This is a genomic window from Saccharothrix algeriensis (assembly GCF_016907655.1).
GTDB classification, from domain to species: domain Bacteria; phylum Actinomycetota; class Actinomycetes; order Mycobacteriales; family Pseudonocardiaceae; genus Actinosynnema; species Actinosynnema algeriense.
In genome coordinates, this window is record NZ_JAFBCL010000001.1 from 2,829,786 (window position 1) to 2,848,707 (window position 18,922).

Annotated in this window: 16 protein-coding genes; 4 read left to right on the top strand and 12 right to left on the bottom strand. The window is 73.3% G+C overall.

Annotation, left to right across the window (positions count from 1 at the left end; genetic code table 11):
* Positions 1–26 precede the first annotated feature (26 nt).
* Both JOE68_RS12755 and JOE68_RS12760 read right to left on the bottom strand, forming a co-directional pair.
* A complete protein-coding gene (locus JOE68_RS12755; protein WP_015097946.1) occupies positions 27–446 on the bottom strand; it encodes a roadblock/LC7 domain-containing protein in 420 nt (139 codons plus the stop codon).
* A complete protein-coding gene (locus JOE68_RS12760) occupies positions 443–3,730 on the bottom strand; it encodes a nitrate- and nitrite sensing domain-containing protein (RefSeq protein ID WP_307819654.1) in 3,288 nt (1,095 codons plus the stop codon). The genes JOE68_RS12755 and JOE68_RS12760 overlap by 4 nt, the downstream gene beginning before the upstream one ends.
* Before the next feature lie 488 nt (positions 3,731–4,218).
* Between JOE68_RS12760 and JOE68_RS12765 the strand changes: the two genes are divergently transcribed.
* Entirely contained in the window at positions 4,219–5,157 is a 939-nt protein-coding gene (locus JOE68_RS12765) for an ABC transporter substrate-binding protein (RefSeq protein ID WP_239562225.1), read from the top strand.
* Positions 5,158–5,270: 113 nt separating this feature from the next.
* Here the strand turns inward: JOE68_RS12765 and JOE68_RS12770 are convergent, their stop codons facing one another.
* The 4 genes from JOE68_RS12770 to JOE68_RS12785 form a co-directional block, all read right to left on the bottom strand.
* On the bottom strand, positions 5,271–6,143 hold the full coding sequence (locus tag JOE68_RS12770) for an LppU/SCO3897 family protein (protein ID WP_204842573.1): 873 nt from the start codon (positions 6,141–6,143) through the stop codon (positions 5,271–5,273).
* Between the two features lie 217 nt (positions 6,144–6,360).
* Entirely contained in the window at positions 6,361–6,834 is a 474-nt protein-coding gene (locus tag JOE68_RS12775; protein WP_204842574.1) for an LppU/SCO3897 family protein, read from the bottom strand.
* 55 nt (positions 6,835–6,889) lie between these two features.
* Positions 6,890–7,798: an LppU/SCO3897 family protein gene (locus tag JOE68_RS12780; RefSeq protein ID WP_204842575.1), complete on the bottom strand. Its 909-nt coding sequence runs from the start codon at positions 7,796–7,798 to the stop codon at positions 6,890–6,892.
* A 67-nt stretch (positions 7,799–7,865) separates the two neighbouring features.
* Positions 7,866–8,450, bottom strand: a complete 585-nt coding sequence (locus JOE68_RS12785; RefSeq protein WP_204842576.1) for an LppU/SCO3897 family protein — start codon at positions 8,448–8,450, stop codon at positions 7,866–7,868.
* A 212-nt stretch (positions 8,451–8,662) separates the two neighbouring features.
* On the opposite strand from JOE68_RS12785, the gene JOE68_RS12790 reads away from it, so the two are divergent.
* From JOE68_RS12790 to JOE68_RS12800, 3 genes are all read left to right on the top strand, one after another.
* On the top strand, positions 8,663–10,324 hold the full coding sequence (locus tag JOE68_RS12790; RefSeq protein WP_204842577.1) for a DNA repair helicase XPB: 1,662 nt from the start codon (positions 8,663–8,665) through the stop codon (positions 10,322–10,324).
* 138 nt (positions 10,325–10,462) lie between these two features.
* Positions 10,463–11,104 carry a hypothetical protein gene (locus JOE68_RS12795; protein WP_204842578.1) on the top strand — a complete coding sequence of 214 codons (642 nt, stop codon included), beginning with the start codon at positions 10,463–10,465 and terminating at the stop codon, positions 11,102–11,104.
* 10 nt (positions 11,105–11,114) lie between these two features.
* Positions 11,115–12,068 carry an o-succinylbenzoate synthase gene (locus JOE68_RS12800; protein ID WP_204842579.1) on the top strand — a complete coding sequence of 318 codons (954 nt, stop codon included), beginning with the start codon at positions 11,115–11,117 and terminating at the stop codon, positions 12,066–12,068.
* A 9-nt stretch (positions 12,069–12,077) separates the two neighbouring features.
* On the opposite strand, the gene JOE68_RS12805 is transcribed toward JOE68_RS12800, so the two are convergent.
* The 6 genes from JOE68_RS12805 to JOE68_RS12830 all read right to left on the bottom strand — a co-directional run bounded on the left by JOE68_RS12805 (position 12,078) and on the right by JOE68_RS12830 (position 18,883).
* Positions 12,078–13,124 carry a putative glycoside hydrolase gene (locus JOE68_RS12805; RefSeq protein ID WP_204842580.1) on the bottom strand — a complete coding sequence of 349 codons (1,047 nt, stop codon included), beginning with the start codon at positions 13,122–13,124 and terminating at the stop codon, positions 12,078–12,080.
* Between the two features lie 219 nt (positions 13,125–13,343).
* Positions 13,344–14,444, bottom strand: coding sequence for a CapA family protein (locus JOE68_RS12810; RefSeq protein WP_204846070.1), 1,101 nt, complete (start codon positions 14,442–14,444; stop codon positions 13,344–13,346).
* Positions 14,441–15,064: an SRPBCC family protein gene (locus JOE68_RS12815; protein WP_204842581.1), complete on the bottom strand. Its 624-nt coding sequence runs from the start codon at positions 15,062–15,064 to the stop codon at positions 14,441–14,443. The genes JOE68_RS12810 and JOE68_RS12815 overlap by 4 nt, the downstream gene beginning before the upstream one ends.
* Positions 15,061–15,915, bottom strand: coding sequence for an FAD binding domain-containing protein (locus JOE68_RS12820; protein WP_204842582.1), 855 nt, complete (start codon positions 15,913–15,915; stop codon positions 15,061–15,063). Before JOE68_RS12820 ends, JOE68_RS12815 begins: the two co-directional genes overlap by 4 nt.
* Positions 15,912–18,344 carry a xanthine dehydrogenase family protein molybdopterin-binding subunit gene (locus JOE68_RS12825; protein WP_204842583.1) on the bottom strand — a complete coding sequence of 811 codons (2,433 nt, stop codon included), beginning with the start codon at positions 18,342–18,344 and terminating at the stop codon, positions 15,912–15,914. The genes JOE68_RS12820 and JOE68_RS12825 overlap by 4 nt, the downstream gene beginning before the upstream one ends.
* Positions 18,341–18,883, bottom strand: coding sequence for a (2Fe-2S)-binding protein (locus tag JOE68_RS12830; RefSeq protein ID WP_204842584.1), 543 nt, complete (start codon positions 18,881–18,883; stop codon positions 18,341–18,343). The genes JOE68_RS12825 and JOE68_RS12830 overlap by 4 nt, the downstream gene beginning before the upstream one ends.
* Positions 18,884–18,922 lie beyond the last annotated feature (39 nt).

Sequence of the window (18,922 nt, forward strand, 5' to 3'; positions counted from 1 at the left end):
GCTCACCCCCACGATCTCATGAGGACCTACCGCCGGACCGCGCCCTGGAGCTGTGCGCGCAGCTCCGGGGTCAGCTGCTGGCCGACGCGCTCGACCAGGAGGGTCATCTCGTAGGCCACGAGACCGATGTCGCAGTTCGGGGCCGCGAGCACCGCGAGGCACGACCCGTCGCTGATCGACATCAGGAACAGGTAGCCCCGTTCCATCTCGACCACGGTCTGGTTCACGGTGCCCGCCTCGAAGCACCGGGCGGCGCCGGCTGTGAGGCTGACCAGGCCGGACGCCACGGCGGAGAGCTGTTCGGCGCGGTCGCGGGGCAGGCCCTGCGAGCCGGCGAGCAACAGCCCGTCCGCCGACACGACCACGGAATGTGCCACACCGGGAACCCGGCGCACGAAGTCGGTGATAAGCCAACCAAAGCTGCCTGGCTGAGCTGCGGTCGTCACTCCTGCTCCTCGTCTTGCCGGCTCGACATGTCACCAGCGTAAGCGTCGATCAAAGCGTGTCGCCCTCGGCGGACGCCCTGCTGAAGACTCGACATGCGTCCACGGATCGCGTCAGCCGATCGTGGTGGCAGCGGGGGCCGCTGCGGTTGCCGCTCCGCGGCCTGGGGCTTGGGAGCGGCCGATCCCGGCACAAGCTGAGCCTTGGGCACCCGCTTGGGCAACCCCGCCTGTGTCGTGGTCTCTGGGGCCTTGCCGAGCAGTGCCTGCGCGGCCTGCCAGCCCTCGTCGGCGGGCGAGTGCCAGGCGGGCTCGGCCGAGTCCGCGAGGTCGCCGTGCGCGACGGGCCCCGGCTCGGCGACCGGGTCGAACTCGGTCACGCGGGGCACCTCCGGAGTGCGCTTGGGCAGGTTCTCGGGCGAGCCGGGCTGCCGCTTGGGCAGCCCGCCGTCGGTGAACGGCCGGCCGCGGTCGACCTCGCGGGCGGGCGTCGGCCCCGCCTCCGGGGTCGGCGCGACCGGTGGCGCGGGTTCGGGCTCGCGGGTCGACAGGACCGCCTCCTCCCGCGCGGCGGGCTCCGCGTCCGGTTCGGGCGCCGGCGGCACCGCCTGGGCCGCCGCCGCCGAGGTCTCGCTGCCCACGGCCTGGAACCACTGCGAGAGGACCGCCTCGTAGATCGGCAGCCGCTCGGTCGGGGCGTCGAGGTCGTGGTCGATCCGCTTGGCGACCGGCGCGTGCGGCGCGGAGCCGTTGCGCCGCACCGGTTCGGGCTCGTCGAACGGCTCGGGCTCGGCGAACGGGCCGGGCCGCGCGTGGGCGGCGGGCTCCACCGGGGCCGCGTCCGCGAACGGCTCGGAGTCCTCCGCCGGGCCGCCGTCGACGGCCGGCGCGAACTGCGTCGTCTGGAAGCCGTGCAGGTCCGGGTCGTCCTCGTGCCGGTCCTCGTAGGCGGTGAACAGCGTCGGTTCGCCGAACGAGCCCGACGGCTCGTGCTCGGCGTCCCGCTCGCCGAGGTCGTCGCCCAGCGGCAGCCACGGCTGCGAGATCTCGCCGGAGCGCTCCGCGGGCGCCTCCCCGAGCACGGGGAGGCCGGTCGCGTCCGCTTCCCGGTCGCTGTGCACGAAGCTCACCGGGAAGCCCGGCTCGTCGTCCTGGCTCGGCGGGCCGGCGTGCGCGGGCTCGTCGTCCAGGCGCGGCACGTTGCCGGTGAACGCGCCCGCGATGCCGCTCGCGCGCTCGGCCTGGTTGGGCGCCTGGTAGGTGGCCGGCGTGCCGAACACGGACTCGGCGGGCAGGGCCGAGCCGGCCGCGCCGGGCTCGGCGACCAGCGTCTCGGGCACGACGACGAGCGCGGTGGTGCCGCCCTCGATGTCCTCGTTGGCGCGCAGCCGGACCTTGATGTCGTGCCGCTTGGCCAGCCGCGCGACCACGTACAGGCCCATCCGGCGGGACACCGCGACGTCCACGTCCGGCGGGTCGGCCAGCCGCTCGTTGGCGTCGGCGATCTCCTGCTCGACCATGCCGACGCCGCGGTCCTGGATCTCGATGGCCAGCTCGCCCTTGCGGGTGCGGGCCGTGCGCACGGTGACCTTGGTGACCGGGTCGGAGAACGCGGTGGCGTTGTCCAGCAGCTCGGCGATCAGGTGCACGAGGTCGTTGACCGCGCGGCCCTGGACGGTCAGCTCCGGGGTCTGCCCGACCTGCACGCGGGCGTACTGCTCGACCTCGGACACCGCGGCGCCGAGCACCTCGGCGGCCGGCACCGGGCGGGTGAGCCGGCGGGACAGGTCGGTGCCGGACAGGACCAGCAGGTTCTCCGAGTTGCGCCGCATCCGGGTCGCCAGGTGGTCCAGCTCGAACAGGCTGGCCAGCTGGTCGGGGTCCTGCTCGTCCTGCTCCAGCCGGTCGATCAGGTTCAGCTGGCGCTCGACCAGGGCCTGCGAGCGGCGGGAGAGGTTGACGAACATCGCGTTGACGTTGTCGCGCAGCAGCGCCTGCTCGGCGGCCAGCCGGACCGCCTCGCCGTGCACCGCGTCGAAGGCCCGCGCGACCTGGCCGACCTCCTCCTTGGTGGTGATCGGCACCGGCTCGACGGCGGTCTTCGCCGCCTCGTGCGGGTTCGGGTCCACCAGGATCCGGCTGACCGCGTCCGGCAGGCCGTGGTCGGCGACCTCCAGGGCGGTGCGGCGCAGCGTGCGCAGCGGGTTGAGGATCGACCGCGCCACGAACAGCGCCATGATCAGCGCCAGCAGCAGCGCGCCGAGCACGATGCCCGAGTCGCGCAGGGCCGCCGCGCGCGCCGTGCCGGTCAGCTCGTCGGTGCGCGTCTGGAGCTGCTCCAGCAGCAGGTTCTCCACGTCGCGGGTGAGGTTCACGGTCAGCGTCGAGGCGATGTCCCAGCGCTCCGGGCGCAGCGAGGCCAGGCTCTTGCCGCCGGCCGCCAGGTTCAGCGCCGACTCCTGCATGTCGTTCGCGGTGTCGACGATGAGACCGGTGACGGTGTCGTCGTAGATCTTGGCCTGGTCCGGCGTCGCCGACTTGCGGAAGTCGTTGCGGGCGGCGTCCAGCTCGGCGTTCGCGGCGAGCAGCGCGCGCTCCTGGCCGGGGCCGAAGCCGCCGCGCTGGAACACGTCGAGCATGATGCCGCGCTTGCGCGACTCCTGCTCCTTGATGCGCGCGATCGCGTTGGTGGCCAGGTGCAGCCGCACCAGCTCGGGGTGGTTGATCCCGGCGATGGCCTGCTCGCCCAGGTCCAGGAGGCTCTCCACGGACTCGGAGTAGGTCCGCAGCACGGCGTCGGACGGGTACGCGGTGTCGCGCACCGCGTTGCGCAGGCTGTTGAGGCGCGTGAGCTGGTCGGCCGCGCGGCCGAACCGGGCCGCGACGTCCTCGTCCAGGTCGCCGCCCAGCTCGATGATCTTGTTCTTGAACGCGTCGGTGGTGTCGTTGACCCGGCGCAGCTGGCGGTCGAGCACCACGCGGTCGAGGCTCTTGCCCGAAGCCACGTGGCTCGTGCTCAGGTCGCGCTCGCGCTGGAGCTGCTGGACCAGGTCGGCGACGGCCGCCTCCAGCTGGATCTGGTTCGCCAACCGGTTGAACTCGGTCGCGTCGCCGAGGTCGGACTGCACCCGCAGGCTGCCGAGCGCCAGCGCGGCCACGGTCGGGATCAGCAGGACGGCGGCGAGCTTGGTGGGCAGGCGCCAGTTGCGGAGCCGCCACGGGGCGGTACCGGCGTTCTGCTTCTCGCGCACCTCGGTCGTCGGCCCGGCGCCCGTTGACTCGGTCACAGTTCCATCACGCAACGCAGCCAGCCCGTCACCCGTTCCGGGGCTGTCGGGGCGCGGTGGATTCTCCGCGCCCGACTGGCTGGGACCTCTCTCTCGTCGGGCCACCCTGGGCTTCCTCTTCCGGCAGCAGTGTTCCCCGGCCTCTCCCCACGGACCGAAGCATGGACTCGCAAATCGGGCCGAATTGCAGCACAGTTGTGGTAGCGCCGGCTAGGCACCCCACCTCCGCACGGCGACACAACGCCGCGACTCGGACCTTGTGCCACCCGGGCGGGAGCGTAGTGCCGCACCCCTGCCCCAGGGAAGGGTCCGGAAGCACTCACCGTATCGGCCGGGGCTGTCGTTTCATACCTCCGGGTGGTTACCATCCCCCGCATCGACGACAACTGCGTCGAGAATTAGGTTGATCAAAAAGACCCGGTCGAGCGGTCATCGCGGCGAGAGGTGCCATGCCAACCCCAGCGCGTGTTCTGCGACGTGCGGCAGCGTTGTTCGCGTGTGCCGCGACCCTGACGGCGTGCGGCCTGCTGCCGGGCTCCGAGGGCACGGGCCAGCCCGAGGTGGAGCGCACCACGCTGCGCATCGGCGTCATGCCGGTGGTCGACGTGGCCCCGCTGAAGCTGGCCCTCAACGAGAAGGTGTTCGAGAAGGCCGGCCTGTCGGTGCAGCTGGTGACGCTGAGCAGCGAGGCCGAGGGCATCAAGCAGCTCGACACCACGCTGGACATCACCTGGGCCAGCCACGTCAACCTGTTCCGCGCCGCCGCCGAGGGCACCCAGCTGCAGCTGCAGGGCGAGGCTTACCAGGCGGGTTCGAACACGATGGCCCTGGTCACGATCGACCCGGAGTACGACAGCCCGGCGAAGCTGGCCTCGCCGCGGATCGCGGTGAACAGCGCGACCGACCTCGGGGCGCTGACCACGAAGGCCGTGCTGGACACCGCCGGCGTCGAGCGGCAGCAGATCACCCTGAGCGAGATGCCGTTCGACCGCATGGTCGACGCGATGCGGTCCGAGCAGGTCGACGCGGCGTGGATGACCGAACCGTTCATCACCAAGGCGCAGAAGGACGTCGGCGCGCGGATCGTGACCGACACGGCGACCGGCCCGACCAAGGACTTCCCCATGTCGGGGTACGCGTCGAGCAAGAAGTTCGCCGAGGCCAACCCCCGCACGCTGGCCCTGTTCCGGCAGGTCCTGCGGGACGTCCAGCAGCTCGCGACGAACAGCAAGCTGTCCGTGCAGGACGCCCTGACCGGCTACGTCGACGTGGACCAGCAGACCGCCGCGCTGGTGTCAGTGGGCACGTTCCCGCTGTCGCTCAACCCGATCCGGCTCCAGCGGGTCTCCGACATGATGGACGCCGAGAACGCCCTGCCGAGCCGGCTGGACGTGCAGGACCTCCTTCCGCCGGGCACCACGAACTAGCCCGGCGCGCGGCGCGGCCGGGCGCCAGGGAACAACCCGGCGCGACCGGTCCGTTGCTGCCGGTGATTCTTTAGGGGGGCCTTCCGCGATCGCGCGGAAGGCCCCGGTTTTTGTTATTCAGTCTTGACCATGCAGATCGTGGTAGCGGGCTGTGAGTAAACGAACACGGTCTCGCCGCCCTCGCACGCGTTCTCGTCCTCGACCGACGCGACCTTGGTCACCTTGTGGGTGGCCGACGAATCGCAGGTCACCTTGGTGGTTTTGCCCGCGACAATCGTGCCCTCCTGCTTGAAGCAGTCGCCCTCCCGGGCGTTGTAGACCAGGCACAGCTTGAAGCCGTTGCTGCGCCGGCCGCCGCGGCTGCTGTACTCGGAGTAGTCGCCGGACGGGCACGCGGCGGTGCTGCGGTCCAGGTTGACGGCCACCTTGAAGGCGGCCTCCGGCGACCCGCAGTCGACCGTCGCCACGTCGGCCCTGCTCGCGCTCGCCGACTCGACCTTGACGCAGTCGCCGATCGCGGCGCGGCCGGGGCTGTCGGAGCCGGCGACGAAGCCGGCCACCACGATGCCCGCGATGCCCAGGACCACCACGGCGATCAGCGCCTTGGCCCCGCTCGACGTCTTCTTGGCGGCCGGCGGCGGGAAGCCCTGCGGCTGACCGGGGAAACCGGGCGGGCCGGCGGGCGGCGGGTAGCCGGGCGGCGGGTAGCCGGGCTGCTGGGCGTGACCGGGCTGGGGCGGGTAGCCGGGCTGCGGGTGGGCGGCCTGCGGGTAGCCGGCCTGCTGGGCGTAACCGGGGTGCTGCGGGTACGCCTGACCGGGCCCCTGGTAGGCGGGCGGGTAGCCCTGCGGCGGGCCGGGCTGGACCGGGTGGGCCTGCGGCTGGGCCGGGAAGCCCGGCGGCGGGGACGGCTGTCCCCAACCCGGCGCGGGCGGTTGGCCACCGGGCGGCGTGCCGTGGGGCGGTGGGGCGGGGGGCGTGGTCACGCTGCGTTCCTCTCGGGTCGGACGAGCGGAACGTACCGCCGCGAGCCCGCCGGGCGCAGTCGTTTCGGCGCATCCCGGTTCCGCGCGGGAACCCGGGCCCCGGGGAGTCGGGGCTCCCCGGGGTCGGCGTGCCGGGCCGCGTCGGGCCCGGGACCGGGGTGACCGGCGGCGGGGGCCGCCGGGGGCCGGGATGACCGGCGGCCGGGGCCGCCCGGGGTCAGGGCGCTTCGGCGGCGCGGGTGACGCAGTAGGTGACCGACGGCTCCGGGTAGACCAGCTTGCGGTGCTCGCCGCAGTCCGCGGTGCCCTGGGCGGCCTTGAGGACCTTGATGGCGTCGGTGGCCGCGCAGTCGGCCTTGTGCAGGCCGGTCTCCCGGTCCTGCTGGTAGCAGGCGCCCTCGACGAAGTTCGGGATCAGGCACAGCGTCATCGGCCCGATGAAGGTCGAGTACGGCGAGCCGCCCTTGGGGCACCGCGCCGAGTCGTCCACCACCTTGGCGACCTTGACGTTGGCCTGGTCGGACCCGCAGTCCAGCGGCTGGTAGCGGCGCTGGTCGTCCTGCTTCGAGACGTTCGCGCAGTCACCGGGCGCGGGCTTGGGCGCCTCGTCACCGCCGCCGGCCATGGTGAGCGCGAACAAGCCCAGGACCACGACGACGGCCGCACCGACGCCCCATCCGATCTTCCGCATGGTCAGGGTCATCGGCACGGCCGCGCGCCGGGTTGACCGGGTTCACCTCATGTGGTTACAAGTCCGCCGGTGCGACGCAGTACGTGACCGCGGGCTCCGGGTAAGCCATGCCAGCGCTGTCCGGGCACCGACCGAGGTCGTTGGAGCCCTTGATGACCTGGGTGACCTTCAGCGCGTCGGGGCTGGTGCAGTCGCCCTTGACGAACCCCATGCCGTCGTCGGACACGTAGCAGGCGCCCTCGGCCATGTTCGGCAGCAGGCACAGCTTGTAGCCGTCGCCGACGCTGGACGACGGGGACACCTCGGTGTAGAGACCTTCCTCCGGGCAGACCGCCTCGGCGTTGTCGAGCACCTTGCCGACCTGGTAGGACGCCTTGTCGTCGTCGCAGTCCAGGGTCTTGACGTCGGCGCGGTCGTCGCTCTGCTCGGTGAGGCTCACGCAGTCGCCGGCCGCGGCGGTCGCGTTGTTGGTCACGAAGTAGCGGACGGCGAAGAAGCCGGCGACGATCAGGACCAGGGCGAGCACGCCGAACAGGACCGGCTTGGCCCGGTTGCCCGCCTTGGCGGGCTCGTCGCGCTCCTCGTCGTCGGGCGAGACCAGGTAGCGCTGCTGCCCGGCGCCGCCCGCGGGCGCGGCGGGCGGGGTGGCGGCGGACCGGCCGGCGAGCAGGTCGGCGGCGGTCGCGGCCTCGTCGGCGTGCGTCGCCGCGGGCGTCGCGGGGTTCGCCGGGGCCGCGGGGTTCACGGGGTTCGCCGGGGTCGCGGGGTCGGCGGCCTTGCCGGCGGTCGCCGGGTCCGCGGGCGTGGCGGGGTTCGCCGGGGAGGTGGGGGCGGGGGTCGCGGGAGCCGCGGGCGATGCGCCGCCCGGCTCGGCCGCCGGCTCCCCGGCTCCGGCCTGACCCGCGGTGGCCGCGGCCCCCGGCTCGGGCACGTCCTGGGCGGGCTGCTTCGGCTCGTTGCTCATGATCATCCTCGCTGGACGGGTGCGCGTGACGCCCCAGAAGGTAGCGCCCGCGCACCCGCCCCCGCGCTCAGGCGCTCTCGCCGGGTGCGAAGCAGAACACCTGCTTCGGCTCCGGGAAGGCCATCGGCGCGTTGTCCTCGCACGCGGTCTCGTCGTCGGAGTCCTTGACGTGCTTGACCAGCTTGAGCGCGCCGGACTGGCCGCAGTCGACGGCCGGGCGGCCCATCCGGTTGAGGTCGCCGTTCAGCTCGTAGCAGGAGCCCTCCTGGAACACCGGGATCAGGCACAGCTTCGAGTCCGGGCCGCGGCGCGCGGTCTCGGTGTACTCGTCGTAGGTGCCGCCGCAGGACTCCCCGGTGGAGCCGAGCACCTTGGCGATGGAGTAGTTGGCTTCGGCCGTGCCGCAGTCCACGGTCTTGAACTCGGGCTTGGTCGACGTGCCGGTCAGGCTGGCGCAGTCGCCGGCCTTCGACTGGGCGGCGTCGCTGGTGAAGTAGTTGATGCCGTAGACGACCAAGCCCGCCACGATCAAGCCGGCCACCGCGGACAGGATGCGGACCGGCAGGCTCTTCTTCTTCGGCGCCGCCGGCTCCTGGTGCTGCTGCGGGGCCGGTGGGGTGTTGGGGGTGGGCGCGGGCGCGTCCGTGCTCATGATGACCTTCGTTCGGTTCAGGGACCCCGCTGGTTCCGCGCGATTCCGCGCGAGCGGGAACGAGGGGCAAGCTACCCACTGACCCATCCGGGTGTACGGGGATTTATCGAACCGAGTCCGTGAACACCGCGTGTGACCGTGCCCACGCGCGGTCACCGACTTGCACCTGGTTGGAACACTGGGGGGTACGCCAACGACAGGAGTGCGCTCTCGTGACCGACGGCCCTTTGATCGTCCAGTCGGACAAGACCCTGCTGCTGGAGGTCGACCACCCGCTGTCCGACGACGCGCGCACCGCCATCGCGCCGTTCGCCGAGCTGGAGCGCGCCCCCGAGCACGTCCACACCTACCGGGTCACCCCGCTCGCGCTGTGGAACGCGCGCGCCGCCGGCCACGACGCCGAGCAGGTGGTCGACGCCCTGGTCCGGTTCTCCCGCTACCCCGTGCCGCAGCCGCTGCTGGTGGACGTGGTCGACACGATGGGCCGGTTCGGCCGGCTCCAGCTGAGCAACCACCCGGCGCACGGCCTGGTGCTCGCCTCGCTGGACCGCGCGGTGCTGGAGGAGGTGCTCCGGCACAAGAAGGTCAAGCCGATGCTGGGCGCGCGCATCGACGACGACACCGTGGTCGTGCACCCCAGCGAGCGCGGCCGGCTCAAGCAGCTGCTGCTCAAGGTCGGCTGGCCCGCCGAGGACCTGGCCGGGTACGTCGACGGCGAGGCGCACCCGATCGAGCTGGTGGAGGACGGCTGGCGGCTGCGCGACTACCAGCGGCTCGCGGCGCAGGCGTTCTGGGCGGGCGGCTCGGGGGTCGTGGTGCTGCCCTGCGGCGCGGGCAAGACGCTGGTCGGCGCGGCGGCGATGGCCGAGGCAGGCGCGACCACCCTGATCCTGGTGACGAACACCGTCGCGGGCAGGCAGTGGAAGCGGGAGCTGGTGGCGCGGACGTCGCTGACCGAGGACGAGGTCGGCGAGTACTCCGGCGAGCGCAAGGAGATCCGCCCGGTCACCATCGCCACCTACCAGGTGATCACCCGCAAGTCGAAGGGCGAGTACAAGCACCTGGAGCTGTTCGACTCGCGCGACTGGGGCCTCATCGTCTACGACGAGGTGCACCTGCTGCCCGCGCCGGTGTTCCGGATGACGGCCGACCTCCAGTCCCGGCGGCGGCTGGGCCTGACCGCGACCCTGGTCCGCGAGGACGGCCAGGAGGGCGACGTGTTCTCGCTGATCGGCCCGAAGCGGTACGACGTGCCGTGGCGCGACATCGAGGCGCAGGGCTGGATCGCCCCGGCGGAGTGCACCGAGGTCCGCGTGACGCTGACCGACGGCGAACGCCTGGAGTACGCGACCGCCGAGCCGGAGGAGCGCTACAAGCTGTGCTCGACGGCCCGCACGAAGCTGCCCGTGGTGCGCGCCGTCCTGGACCGGCACGCCGGTGAGCCGACGCTGGTGATCGGCGCCTACCTGGACCAGCTGGAGGCGCTGGGCGAGGCGCTGGGCGCGCCGGTCATCCAGGGTTCGACGAAGAACAAGGAGCGCGAGCAGCTGTTCGACGCGTTCCGGCGCGGCGAGCTGCGCACGCTCGTGGTGTCCAAGGTGGCGAACTTCTCGATCGACCTGCCGGAAGCCTCCGTCGCCGTGCAGGTGTCGGGGACGTTCGGGTCGCGCCAGGAGGAGGCCCAGCGGCTGGGCCGGCTGCTGCGCCCCAAGGGCGACGGCCGCCAGGCGCACTTCTACTCGGTGGTCTCGCGCGACACCCTCGACACCGACTACGCGGCGCACCGGCAGCGGTTCCTCGCCGAGCAGGGGTACGCGTACCGGATCGTCGACGCCGACGACCTGCTCGGGCCCGAGCTGCCCGAGGTCGGCTGACCGGGGTTCGCCGGACCGGGCGAACCCCCGCGCCCCCTCCGGCGACCTGCCCGGGTCGGGCCGCCCGGCGGCGCTGCCGCCGGACCGCCCGCCGCGCTAGGTTGGCCACCGGACTTCGGCCCGACGATCGGGTGGTGCATGACTGTGGTGGTGCGGCTCCGGCCGGCGCCGTGCTGGTGGGTGTGGCGACCGGGCGCCGACCGGGGGCCCGCGACGCGCCTGGCCGCGCGGCGGACCGGGCGGGCCAGGTCGCGGGCGCTGGCGGCGGTGGCCGTGCCGACGGCGTGCGCGGCGGCGCTGCTCGCGCCGGAGCTGTGGTCGGCCGCCCTGCTCGCGAGCGCGCCGCTGCTGTTCGCGGGCGGGGCGCTGCTGCTGCGCCGCGTCCCGGAGGGGGAGGCGGTGCGGGCGGCGAGCCCGCGGGACGTCGTGCACTGCGAGCAGTTCGCCGACGCGGTCCAGCAGCGGCGCGCGCAGCGGCTGTGCGAGGACTTCCACGTGGTGCGGAAGGGCGCGGACCCGGCCCGGCTGCCCCACGTCGAGCTGCTGCTGTGGCAGGCGCTGGTGGCGCTGCGGGACAGCCAGGAGGTGCGGGAGACCCTCGCCCGGACCACCAACCGGCCCGGCCGGGCCGCCGCCGTCGCCGAGCCGGCCCGCGCGCTGGCCGACCTCGACCGCCGGGTGGACCGGTTCGCCGCCGCGCTGCGCATCGCGGGCGAGGAGCAGGACCCGCGGCTGGCGGCGAGCGCGCTCCGCCGCGCCGCCGCGCTGGGCCCGATCTAGGCTCTCCCCCGTGCTCGTCTACTCGATCCCCCTGCGCAACCGGTTCCGCGGCATCACCGTCCGGGAGGGCGTGCTGCTGGAGGGCCCGCGCGGGTGGGGCGAGTTCTGCGCGTTCCTCGACTACTCGGACGCCGAGTGCGCGCCGTGGCTGGCGTGCGCGGTCGAGTCGGCCACCGAGGGGTGGCCCGCCCCGGTGCGCGACCGGGTCCCGGTCAACTGCACGGTGCCGGTGGTGTCGCCGGAGCGGGCGCACCGGATCGTCGCGGAGTCGGGGTGCTCGACGGCGAAGGTCAAGGTGGCCGACCTGGGCTCGTCGCTGTCCGACGACCTGGAGCGCGTGGCGGCGGTGCGGGACGCGCTCGGGCCCTCCGGCGCGGTGCGGGTGGACGCGAACACCGCGTGGGACGTCGACACGGCGGTCCGCGCGATCCGCGAGCTGGACCGGGCGGCGGGCGGCCTGGAGTACGCGGAGCAGCCGTGCCCCTCGATCGAGGAGCTGGCGGCCGTGCGGCGGCGGGTGGACGTGCGGATCGCGGCCGACGAGTCGATCCGGCGGGCCGAGGACCCGCTGCGGGTGGCCGTGGCCGGGGCCGCGGACATCGCGGTGGTCAAGGTCGCGCCGCTGGGCGGGGTGCGGCGGGCGCTGGAGGTCGCCGAGGCGTGCGGGCTGCCGTGCGTGGTGTCGTCGGCGGTGGAGACGTCGGTGGGCATGGCGGCGGGGCTGGCGCTGGCCGGCGCGCTGCCGGAGCTGGACTTCGCGTGCGGGCTCGGCACGCTGTCGCTGCTGGACGGCGACGTGGCGCACGAGTCGCTGCGCCCGGTGGGCGGCCTGCTGCCGGTGCCGGTGGCGGCGCCCGCGCCGGACCGGTTCGCGGAGTTCGCGGCCGACCCGGCCACGACGCGCCGCTGGGAGGACCGCGTGGCCCGCGTGGCCGCCGCGTCGCCGGCCGCCCTCACCTGGTGAGCGGAGCGGTCACGGCTTCTTGCGCAGCACGGTGCCCGAAGTGCTCGGCAGGGTCACCTCGGTCACCTTGTTCTTCTTCTCGTCGTAGTACGTCCCGCCGAGCTGCACCTTCACCGGTTTGTTCTTCGAGTCCTTCGGGTCTTTCGGGTTGACGATCACCAAGCCGTTCTTGAACCTCCGGCAGTACAGCCCCTGGTAGTCCTTCATCTTCTCGTACGAGCCTTCGGCCGCACCGAGGTCCCACTTGTAGAAGTCCCGCTCCGGCGGCAGTTTGTTGTGCTCGTCCATCTTGTCGATTTCGGTGATCGCCGCCTCGCCTTGCACCGCCAGGAAGTAGCTGGCCACGGCGTACCAGAGCGGTTGGGCCTTGTTCCTGGCGAAGTGCGGCTGCACCCAGGTGATCTTGCCCGCCTGCTCGTTGTCCTTGATCTCCGCCACCTGCCGCGGCCACCCCTTCCCGTAGTCGTGCAGCAGGACGGGCTTCCCCTCCTTGTCCTCGCCGAGCGCGATCCACCACTCGTCGAACCCGCCGTCCAGGTGCTTCATGTAGCGGTTCCACACCCCCGTGTGCTCCCGTGCGCCGGACATGTTCGCGACCACCTTGAGGCCGGTCCCGTCGAACTTCTTCCTCAAATCGACCAGGGCCGTTTCGTAGACCTTGTGCATGTCCGGGTGCTTCGGGTACTTCGTCGGGAACTTCCCGGGGTGGTAGGCGTCGGCGGCGACCAGGGCGTTGTCCATGTAGATGCCGTCGAACTTGACGTCACTCTTCCGGAATTCTTTGATCTCCTTGAGGACGTTGTCGAACCAGCACTCCCGGTAAGCATCGATACCGACGTCCATCTGCCAGTGCTCGTCGTAGTCCTCGTACTTGAGGTATTCCTCGCCGGCGCGCAGGAACCAGTCCCGGTGCTTCTTCCAGGCGAACCAGTACCCCACACCGGCAGGCAGGTGCTTGTGATCCACCTCCCCGTTGCTCGCTTTCTTGCGCGTGGAGGAGAGGTCCTTGTAGACGAAGAACAAGGCTTTCGGGTTGGCTTCCCTCAGATCCTTCACCAGTTTGTGCTCCATGGCGTTCAGCACGATGTACCGGTGCCGCTTGGCCTCTTTCTTGAGGTCTTCCACGTTCTTGCCGTGCGGTTGCAGGCAGAGCCAGAACGAGTGCGCTTTGCCAACACCTGCCGCTTTGTTCCCAGCATCGGTCATGCACCTTGTCCTACCGCACCCGCGCGCGCCCGGCGCGTGGTCGGTGCGGCCGTCACCCCAACGGGACCGTCACGGGCCGTCGAGACCTTCGACGCCGAGGCTGCGGACCACGCCGGTGGTCCGGTTCAGCGCCTCGGTGCGGCGCGGGGTGGCCGGGGAGCGGGTCAGGTCGACCACCCGGATCGGCGGGCCGAACTCGATCATCGTCGGGACGTGCTCGGCGTGCTCCACCGCCCAGCCGCCGGGCCCCTTGACGAACCTGAAGCGCGTCACGACGCCCTCCTCGGTGATGCCGCGCGGCTCGGAGTGGCGGGCCACCTCGTTGCCCATGCCGTACACGACCCACTTGCCGCCGACCCGGTCGATCGGCTGCACGGCGTGCACGTGCGTCCCGATGATCAGGTCCACCGCCGGGTCGGCCAGGACCGCCGCCGCCACCTCGCGCTGCTCCGGGGTCGGCTCGTGCTGGTACTCCGCGCCCCAGTGCAGGCTGGCCACGACGACCTCCGCCCCGGCCGCCCGCGCCGCGCGGGCCGCTTCGAGCACACCCTCGGCGGAGAGCCGGTTGGCCATCCACGGCTGCGGCAGCGGGATGCCGTTGAACCCGTAGGTGAACGCGACGTGTCCGACCCGCACGCCCTTCACGTCCAGCAGCAGCGGCGTCGCGGACTCCTCCGGCGTGCGGAACGAGCCGGTGTGCCGCAGGCCGACCGCGTCCAGCGCGTCCAGGGTCGTCCCGATCGCGCCGGGGCCGCGGTCGAGCGTGTGGTTGGACGCCGTGGAGCAGCTGTCGTAGCCGAGGCCCTTCAGCGCCGCGGCCACCTCGGGCGGCGCGCTGAACGCCGGGTAGCCGTAGGTGGGCGCGCCCGGCGCGGACAGCGGCGTCTCCAGGTGGCAGATCGACAGGTCCGCGTCGACCGCCGCCCGCAGGCCCTCCAGCAGCGGCCCGAAGTCGCGGTCGCCGTCCCGGTCGGCCTGCTCGGTCAGCAGCGGGTGGACCAGGATGTCGCCGCCCGCCGCCAGCGTGAACGACGGCGGCGGTGGCGGCGCGGAGGAGGCTGGCGGCGGTGGCAGCCGGGACGACGTGGCCACCACCGGCGACCCGGTGCACGCCGCGGCGAGGCAGGCGACCAGCGCGAGGAGCGCCGGCCGCCTGCCGCGGGTGTTCAGCGGTGCCGCCTGCGGCGCAGCACCAGCAGCAGCACGAGCAGGGCCGCCGCGAACGGCAGCACCCGCTTGAGCACCGGCCCGCCCGCCTTGGCCAGCAGGTCGACCGGCTCGTCGGGCACGGCCCGCAAGCGCGGTCGGGCCGAGGGCTCGGAAGAGGTCACCTCCTCAGCCTCCCCCGCCGCGAGCGCGGTCGCCAGGCATTCGGCGAACTCGGCGGCGATCCGCCCGCCGACCTCGTCGAGCAGACCCCGGCCGAGCTGCGCGGGACGCCCGGTGACGGTGAGGTCCGTGACGACCGACACGGCGGTGCCGCCGCGGGCGTCGGCCGACAGGGCCACCGTCACGGTCGCCGACGCGGTGCCGTTGCCCCTGGTGTCCTTGCCGGTCGCCTTGAGCACCGTCGCGTGCGCCTCCTCGGACACCGACGTGAACTGCCCGCTCCCCTGGTAGAGCAGGCTCACCGGCCCGAGCTTGACCTGCACGGTCCCGGTGAACTTCGGCCCGTCCACGCCGGTGAGGGTCGCGCCGGGCAGGCAGGCCGCGACCCGCTCGGGGTCCAGCAGGGCCGCCCACACCCGCGGCACGGGCGCGGGGACGGTGAACCGGTGTTCGAGTTTCATGCGCTCACCGCGGTGGTCAGGGCCCGCTCGGTCAGCACGCGGGCCAGGTGGGTGCGGTACTCGGCGTCGGCGCCGGCGTCCTCGCCGGGCGCGGTGCCCTCGGCGGCGCGGGCCGCCGCCGCGGCGAAGGTCCCGGCCGTGGCCGGTCGCCCGACCAGCGCCTGCTCCACGCCGCGCGCCCGCACGGGCGTCGGCCCCATGTTGGTCAGGCCGACCCGCGCCCCCTCGACGACGCCGGCGGAGACCTCCAGCGCGACCGCCACCGCCACGATCGACCAGGATTGCGCGACCCGGTTGAACTTCTCGTAGTGCGCGCCCCAGCCGGTCAGCTTGGGCACGCGCACGTGGGTGAGCAGCTCGTCGGGCGCCAGGGCGGTGGTGAAGTGGCCGAGGAAGAAGTCCGCCGCCGGCACCTCCCGCACGCCGCCCGGCCCCCGGCACACCAGCACCGCGTCCAGCGCCAGCGCGGGCGCGAGCAGGTCGCCCGCCGGGTCGGCGTGGGCCAGCGCGCCGCCGAAGGTGCCCCGGTGCCGGATCTGCGGGTCGGCGACGGTGTCCGCGGCCAGGCGCAGCAGCGGGGCGTGCTCGCGGACCAGGCGGTCGCGCTGCACCTCGTAGTGCGTGGTCATCGCGCCGATGAGCAGCGAGTCGCCCTCGTCGTGGACGCCGGTCAGCTCGGTGAGGCCGGTCAGGTCCACCACGAGGGCGGGCGCGGCCAGTCTCAGCCGCAGCACCGGCAGCAGGCTCTGGCCGCCGGCGAGCACCTTGGCGTCCTCACCGCCCGCCGCCAGCGCGCGCACCGCTTCATCCACTGTGGACGGTGCCAGGTAGTCGAACGCGGCCGGGATCACTGCGCGCCTCCTCGGGTGTCGGTCGAACCGAGCCCGCCGCCCGCGCCGGGCGTGGTGGGGACGTCGGCTCTCCTGCCCTGCAACGCCTTCCACACGCGCATGGGCGTGCACGGCATCTCGACGTCGGTGACGCCCAGGTGCCGCACGGCGTCCACGACCGCGTTCACCACCGCCGGCGTGGACGCGATGGCGCCCGCCTCGCCGACGCCCTTGACGCCCAGCGGGTTGGAGACCGCGGGCGTCTCGGTGCGGTCGGTGGTGAACGCGGGCAGGTCCGCCGCCGAGGGCAGCAGGTAGTCGGCGAACGTGGCGGTGGTCAGCGTGCCGTTCTCGTCGTGCAGGGCCTCCTCGTACAGCGCCTGCGCGATGCCCTGGGCCAGGCCGCCGTGCACCTGGCCCTCCACGATCACCGGGTTCACCACCTTGCCGACGTCGTCCACGCACACGTACGACCGGATGCGCACGCGGCCGGTCCGCGTGTCGACCTCCACCGCGCACAGGTGCGTCCCGTGCGGGTAGGAGAAGTCCGACGGGTCGAACGTGGCCTCGGCGTCCAGGCCCGGCTCCACCCCGTCCGGCAGGTCGTGCGCGACGTGCGCGGCGACCACGACCTCGGCCAGGGTCATCGTGGTCGACGTGCCGCGCACCGAGAACGTGCCGGCGGCGAACTCCACGTCGTCCGCGGAGCACTCCATCAGGTGCGCGGCCACGGTGCGGGCCTTGGCGACCACCTTGTCGGCGGCCAGCACCACGGCCGTGCCGCCGACGGCGAGCGACCGCGACCCGTAGCTGTCCATGCCGCGGTGGGCGACCCGCGTGTCGCCGTGCAGCACCGCCACGTCCTCGAACGGCACGCCGAGCCGGTCGGCCACGATCTGGCTCCACGCCGTCTCGTGCCCCTGCCCGTGCGGCGAGGTGCCGGTGACCACCTCGACCTTGCCGGTGGGCAGCAGCCGGATCGCCGCGTGCTCCCAGCCGCCCGCCCCGAAGCGCAGGGCGCCCAGCACCCGCGACGGCGCGAGGCCGCACATCTCGGTGTAGGTGGAGATCCCGATGCCGAGCTGCACCTCGTCGCCGCCCGCCCGCCGCCGGCGCTGCTCGGCGCGCAGCGCGTCGTAGCCGAACAGCTCCACGGCCCGCGCGGTCGCCGCCTCGTAGTCGCCGCTGTCGTAGGTGAGGCCCGAGACGGTGGTGAACGGGAACTCGTCGTGCCCGATCCAGTTGCGCCGCCGCAGCTCCAGCGGGTCCACGCCCAGCTCGGCGGCCAGCTCGTCCATCATCCGCTCGATGGCGAACGTCGCCTCGGGCCGCCCGGCCCCGCGGTAGGCGTCGGTGGGCGTCTTGTTCGTGAACACCGTCGTGCAGGTGAACCGGTAGGCGGGGAACTTGTAGATGGCGTTGAACATGAACGCGCCCAGGATCGGCACGCCCGGCGACAGCAGCCGCAGGTACGCGCCCATGTCGGCGAGCAGCTCGACCTTCAGCCCGGTGACGGTGCCGTCCCGCCGCGCCGCCAGGGTGACCCGCTGGAGCTGGTCGCGGCCGTGGTGCGCGCTGAGCATCGACTCGGTGCGCGACTCGGTCCACTTCACCGGTTTGCCCAGCCGGCGCGCGACCAGCAGCGCCAGCACCTCCTCCGGCGTGACCTGGAGCTTGCCGCCGAACCCGCCGCCGACGTCCGGGGCGACGACCCGCAGCTCGTGCTCGGGGATGCCCAGCACGGCCGACAGCATCCACCGCAGGACGTGCGGGACCTGCGTCGCCGACCACAGGGTGACCGAACCCGGGGTCGGGTCGACCACCACCGAGCGGGGCTCCAGGAACGCCGGGATGAGCCGCTGCTGCCGGAAGGACCGCTCGACCACCACCTCGGCGTCGGCGAGGGCCCGGTCCACGTCGGAGCCGGTGCCCGCCTCGGCCGAGTCGAACGCCCACGTGGCGCTGGCGTTCGTGCCCAGGTCGGGGTGCACGAGGTCGGCGCCCGGCTCCACCGCCGCCGCCGGGTCCAGCACCACCGGCAGGTCCTCGTAGTCCACGTCGATCGCGGCCAGCGCGTCGTGCGCCTCGTGCGGGGTGCGCGCGACCACCAGCGCCACGGCCTCGCCCGCGAAGTTCACCTCGTCCACCGCGATGGACGGCGCGGGCGGGGCGAGCATGTCCTCGGTGATCGGCCACGCGCACGGCAGGCTGCCCTGCTCGGCGGCCAGGTCGGCACCGGTCAGCACGGCCAGGACGCCCGGCATCCGGGTGGCCCCGGCGACGTCGACGGAGGTGATGCGCGCGTGCGCGACCGGGCTGCGCAGCACGGCCATGTGCACCATGCCGGTGAGCCGGAGGTTGTCGGTCCACCTGGTCGCGCCGGTGAGCAGCCGCGCGTCCTCCTTGCGCCGCCTGCCCCGGCCGACCTCGGGTTCGGCCGCGGTGGTCACTCCCCACCGCCGGCGTGCAGGGGCGCGCGCCCCAGGACGGCCTGCTCGTCGACGCGCTCGGCGTCCGGGCCCGCGCCGGGGCTCATCCGCCGCGCCGCGTCGCGCACCGCGCGCACGATGTTCTGGTAGCCGGTGCAGCGGCAGAGGTTGCCCTCCAGGCCGCGCCGGACGGCGTCCTCGTCCGGGTCGGGGTCGTCCGCGAGCAGGTCGACGGCCTGCATGACCATGCCCGGGGTGCAGAACCCGCACTGGAGCGCGTGGTTGTCGTGGAACGCCTGCTGCACCGGGTGCAGCCGCCCGTCCCGGGCCAGCCCCTCGACCGTGGTGACCTCGCGGCCGTCGGCCTGCACGGCGAGCACGGAGCAGGACTTCACGCTGTGGCCGTCGAGGTGGACGGTGCACGCCCCGCAGTTGCTGGTGTCGCAGCCCACGACGGTGCCGGTCTTGCCGAGTCGTTCGCGGAGGTGGTGGACCAGCAGCGTGCGGGGTTCGACCTCGTCGCTGTAGCTCACCCCGTCCACGGTGACGGTGATCCGCATGAACCCTCCAAGCCTGTGGTGATGGGGGTCACGTCGAGC

Bases quoted from the DNA above. Each gene is read 5' to 3' on its own strand.
- JOE68_RS12830 (WP_204842584.1), bottom strand. From the start codon at position 18,883: ATGCGGATCACCGTCACCGTGGACGGGGTGAGCTACAGCGACGAGGTC.
- JOE68_RS12780 (WP_204842575.1), bottom strand. From the start codon at position 7,798: ATGAGCAACGAGCCGAAGCAGCCCGCCCAGGACGTGCCCGAGCCGGGG.
- JOE68_RS12785 (WP_204842576.1), bottom strand. From the start codon at position 8,450: ATGAGCACGGACGCGCCCGCGCCCACCCCCAACACCCCACCGGCCCCG.
- JOE68_RS12815 (WP_204842581.1), bottom strand. From the start codon at position 15,064: ATGAAACTCGAACACCGGTTCACCGTCCCCGCGCCCGTGCCGCGGGTG.
- JOE68_RS12775 (WP_204842574.1), bottom strand. From the start codon at position 6,834: ATGCGGAAGATCGGATGGGGCGTCGGTGCGGCCGTCGTCGTGGTCCTG.
- JOE68_RS12795 (WP_204842578.1), top strand. From the start codon at position 10,463: ATGACTGTGGTGGTGCGGCTCCGGCCGGCGCCGTGCTGGTGGGTGTGG.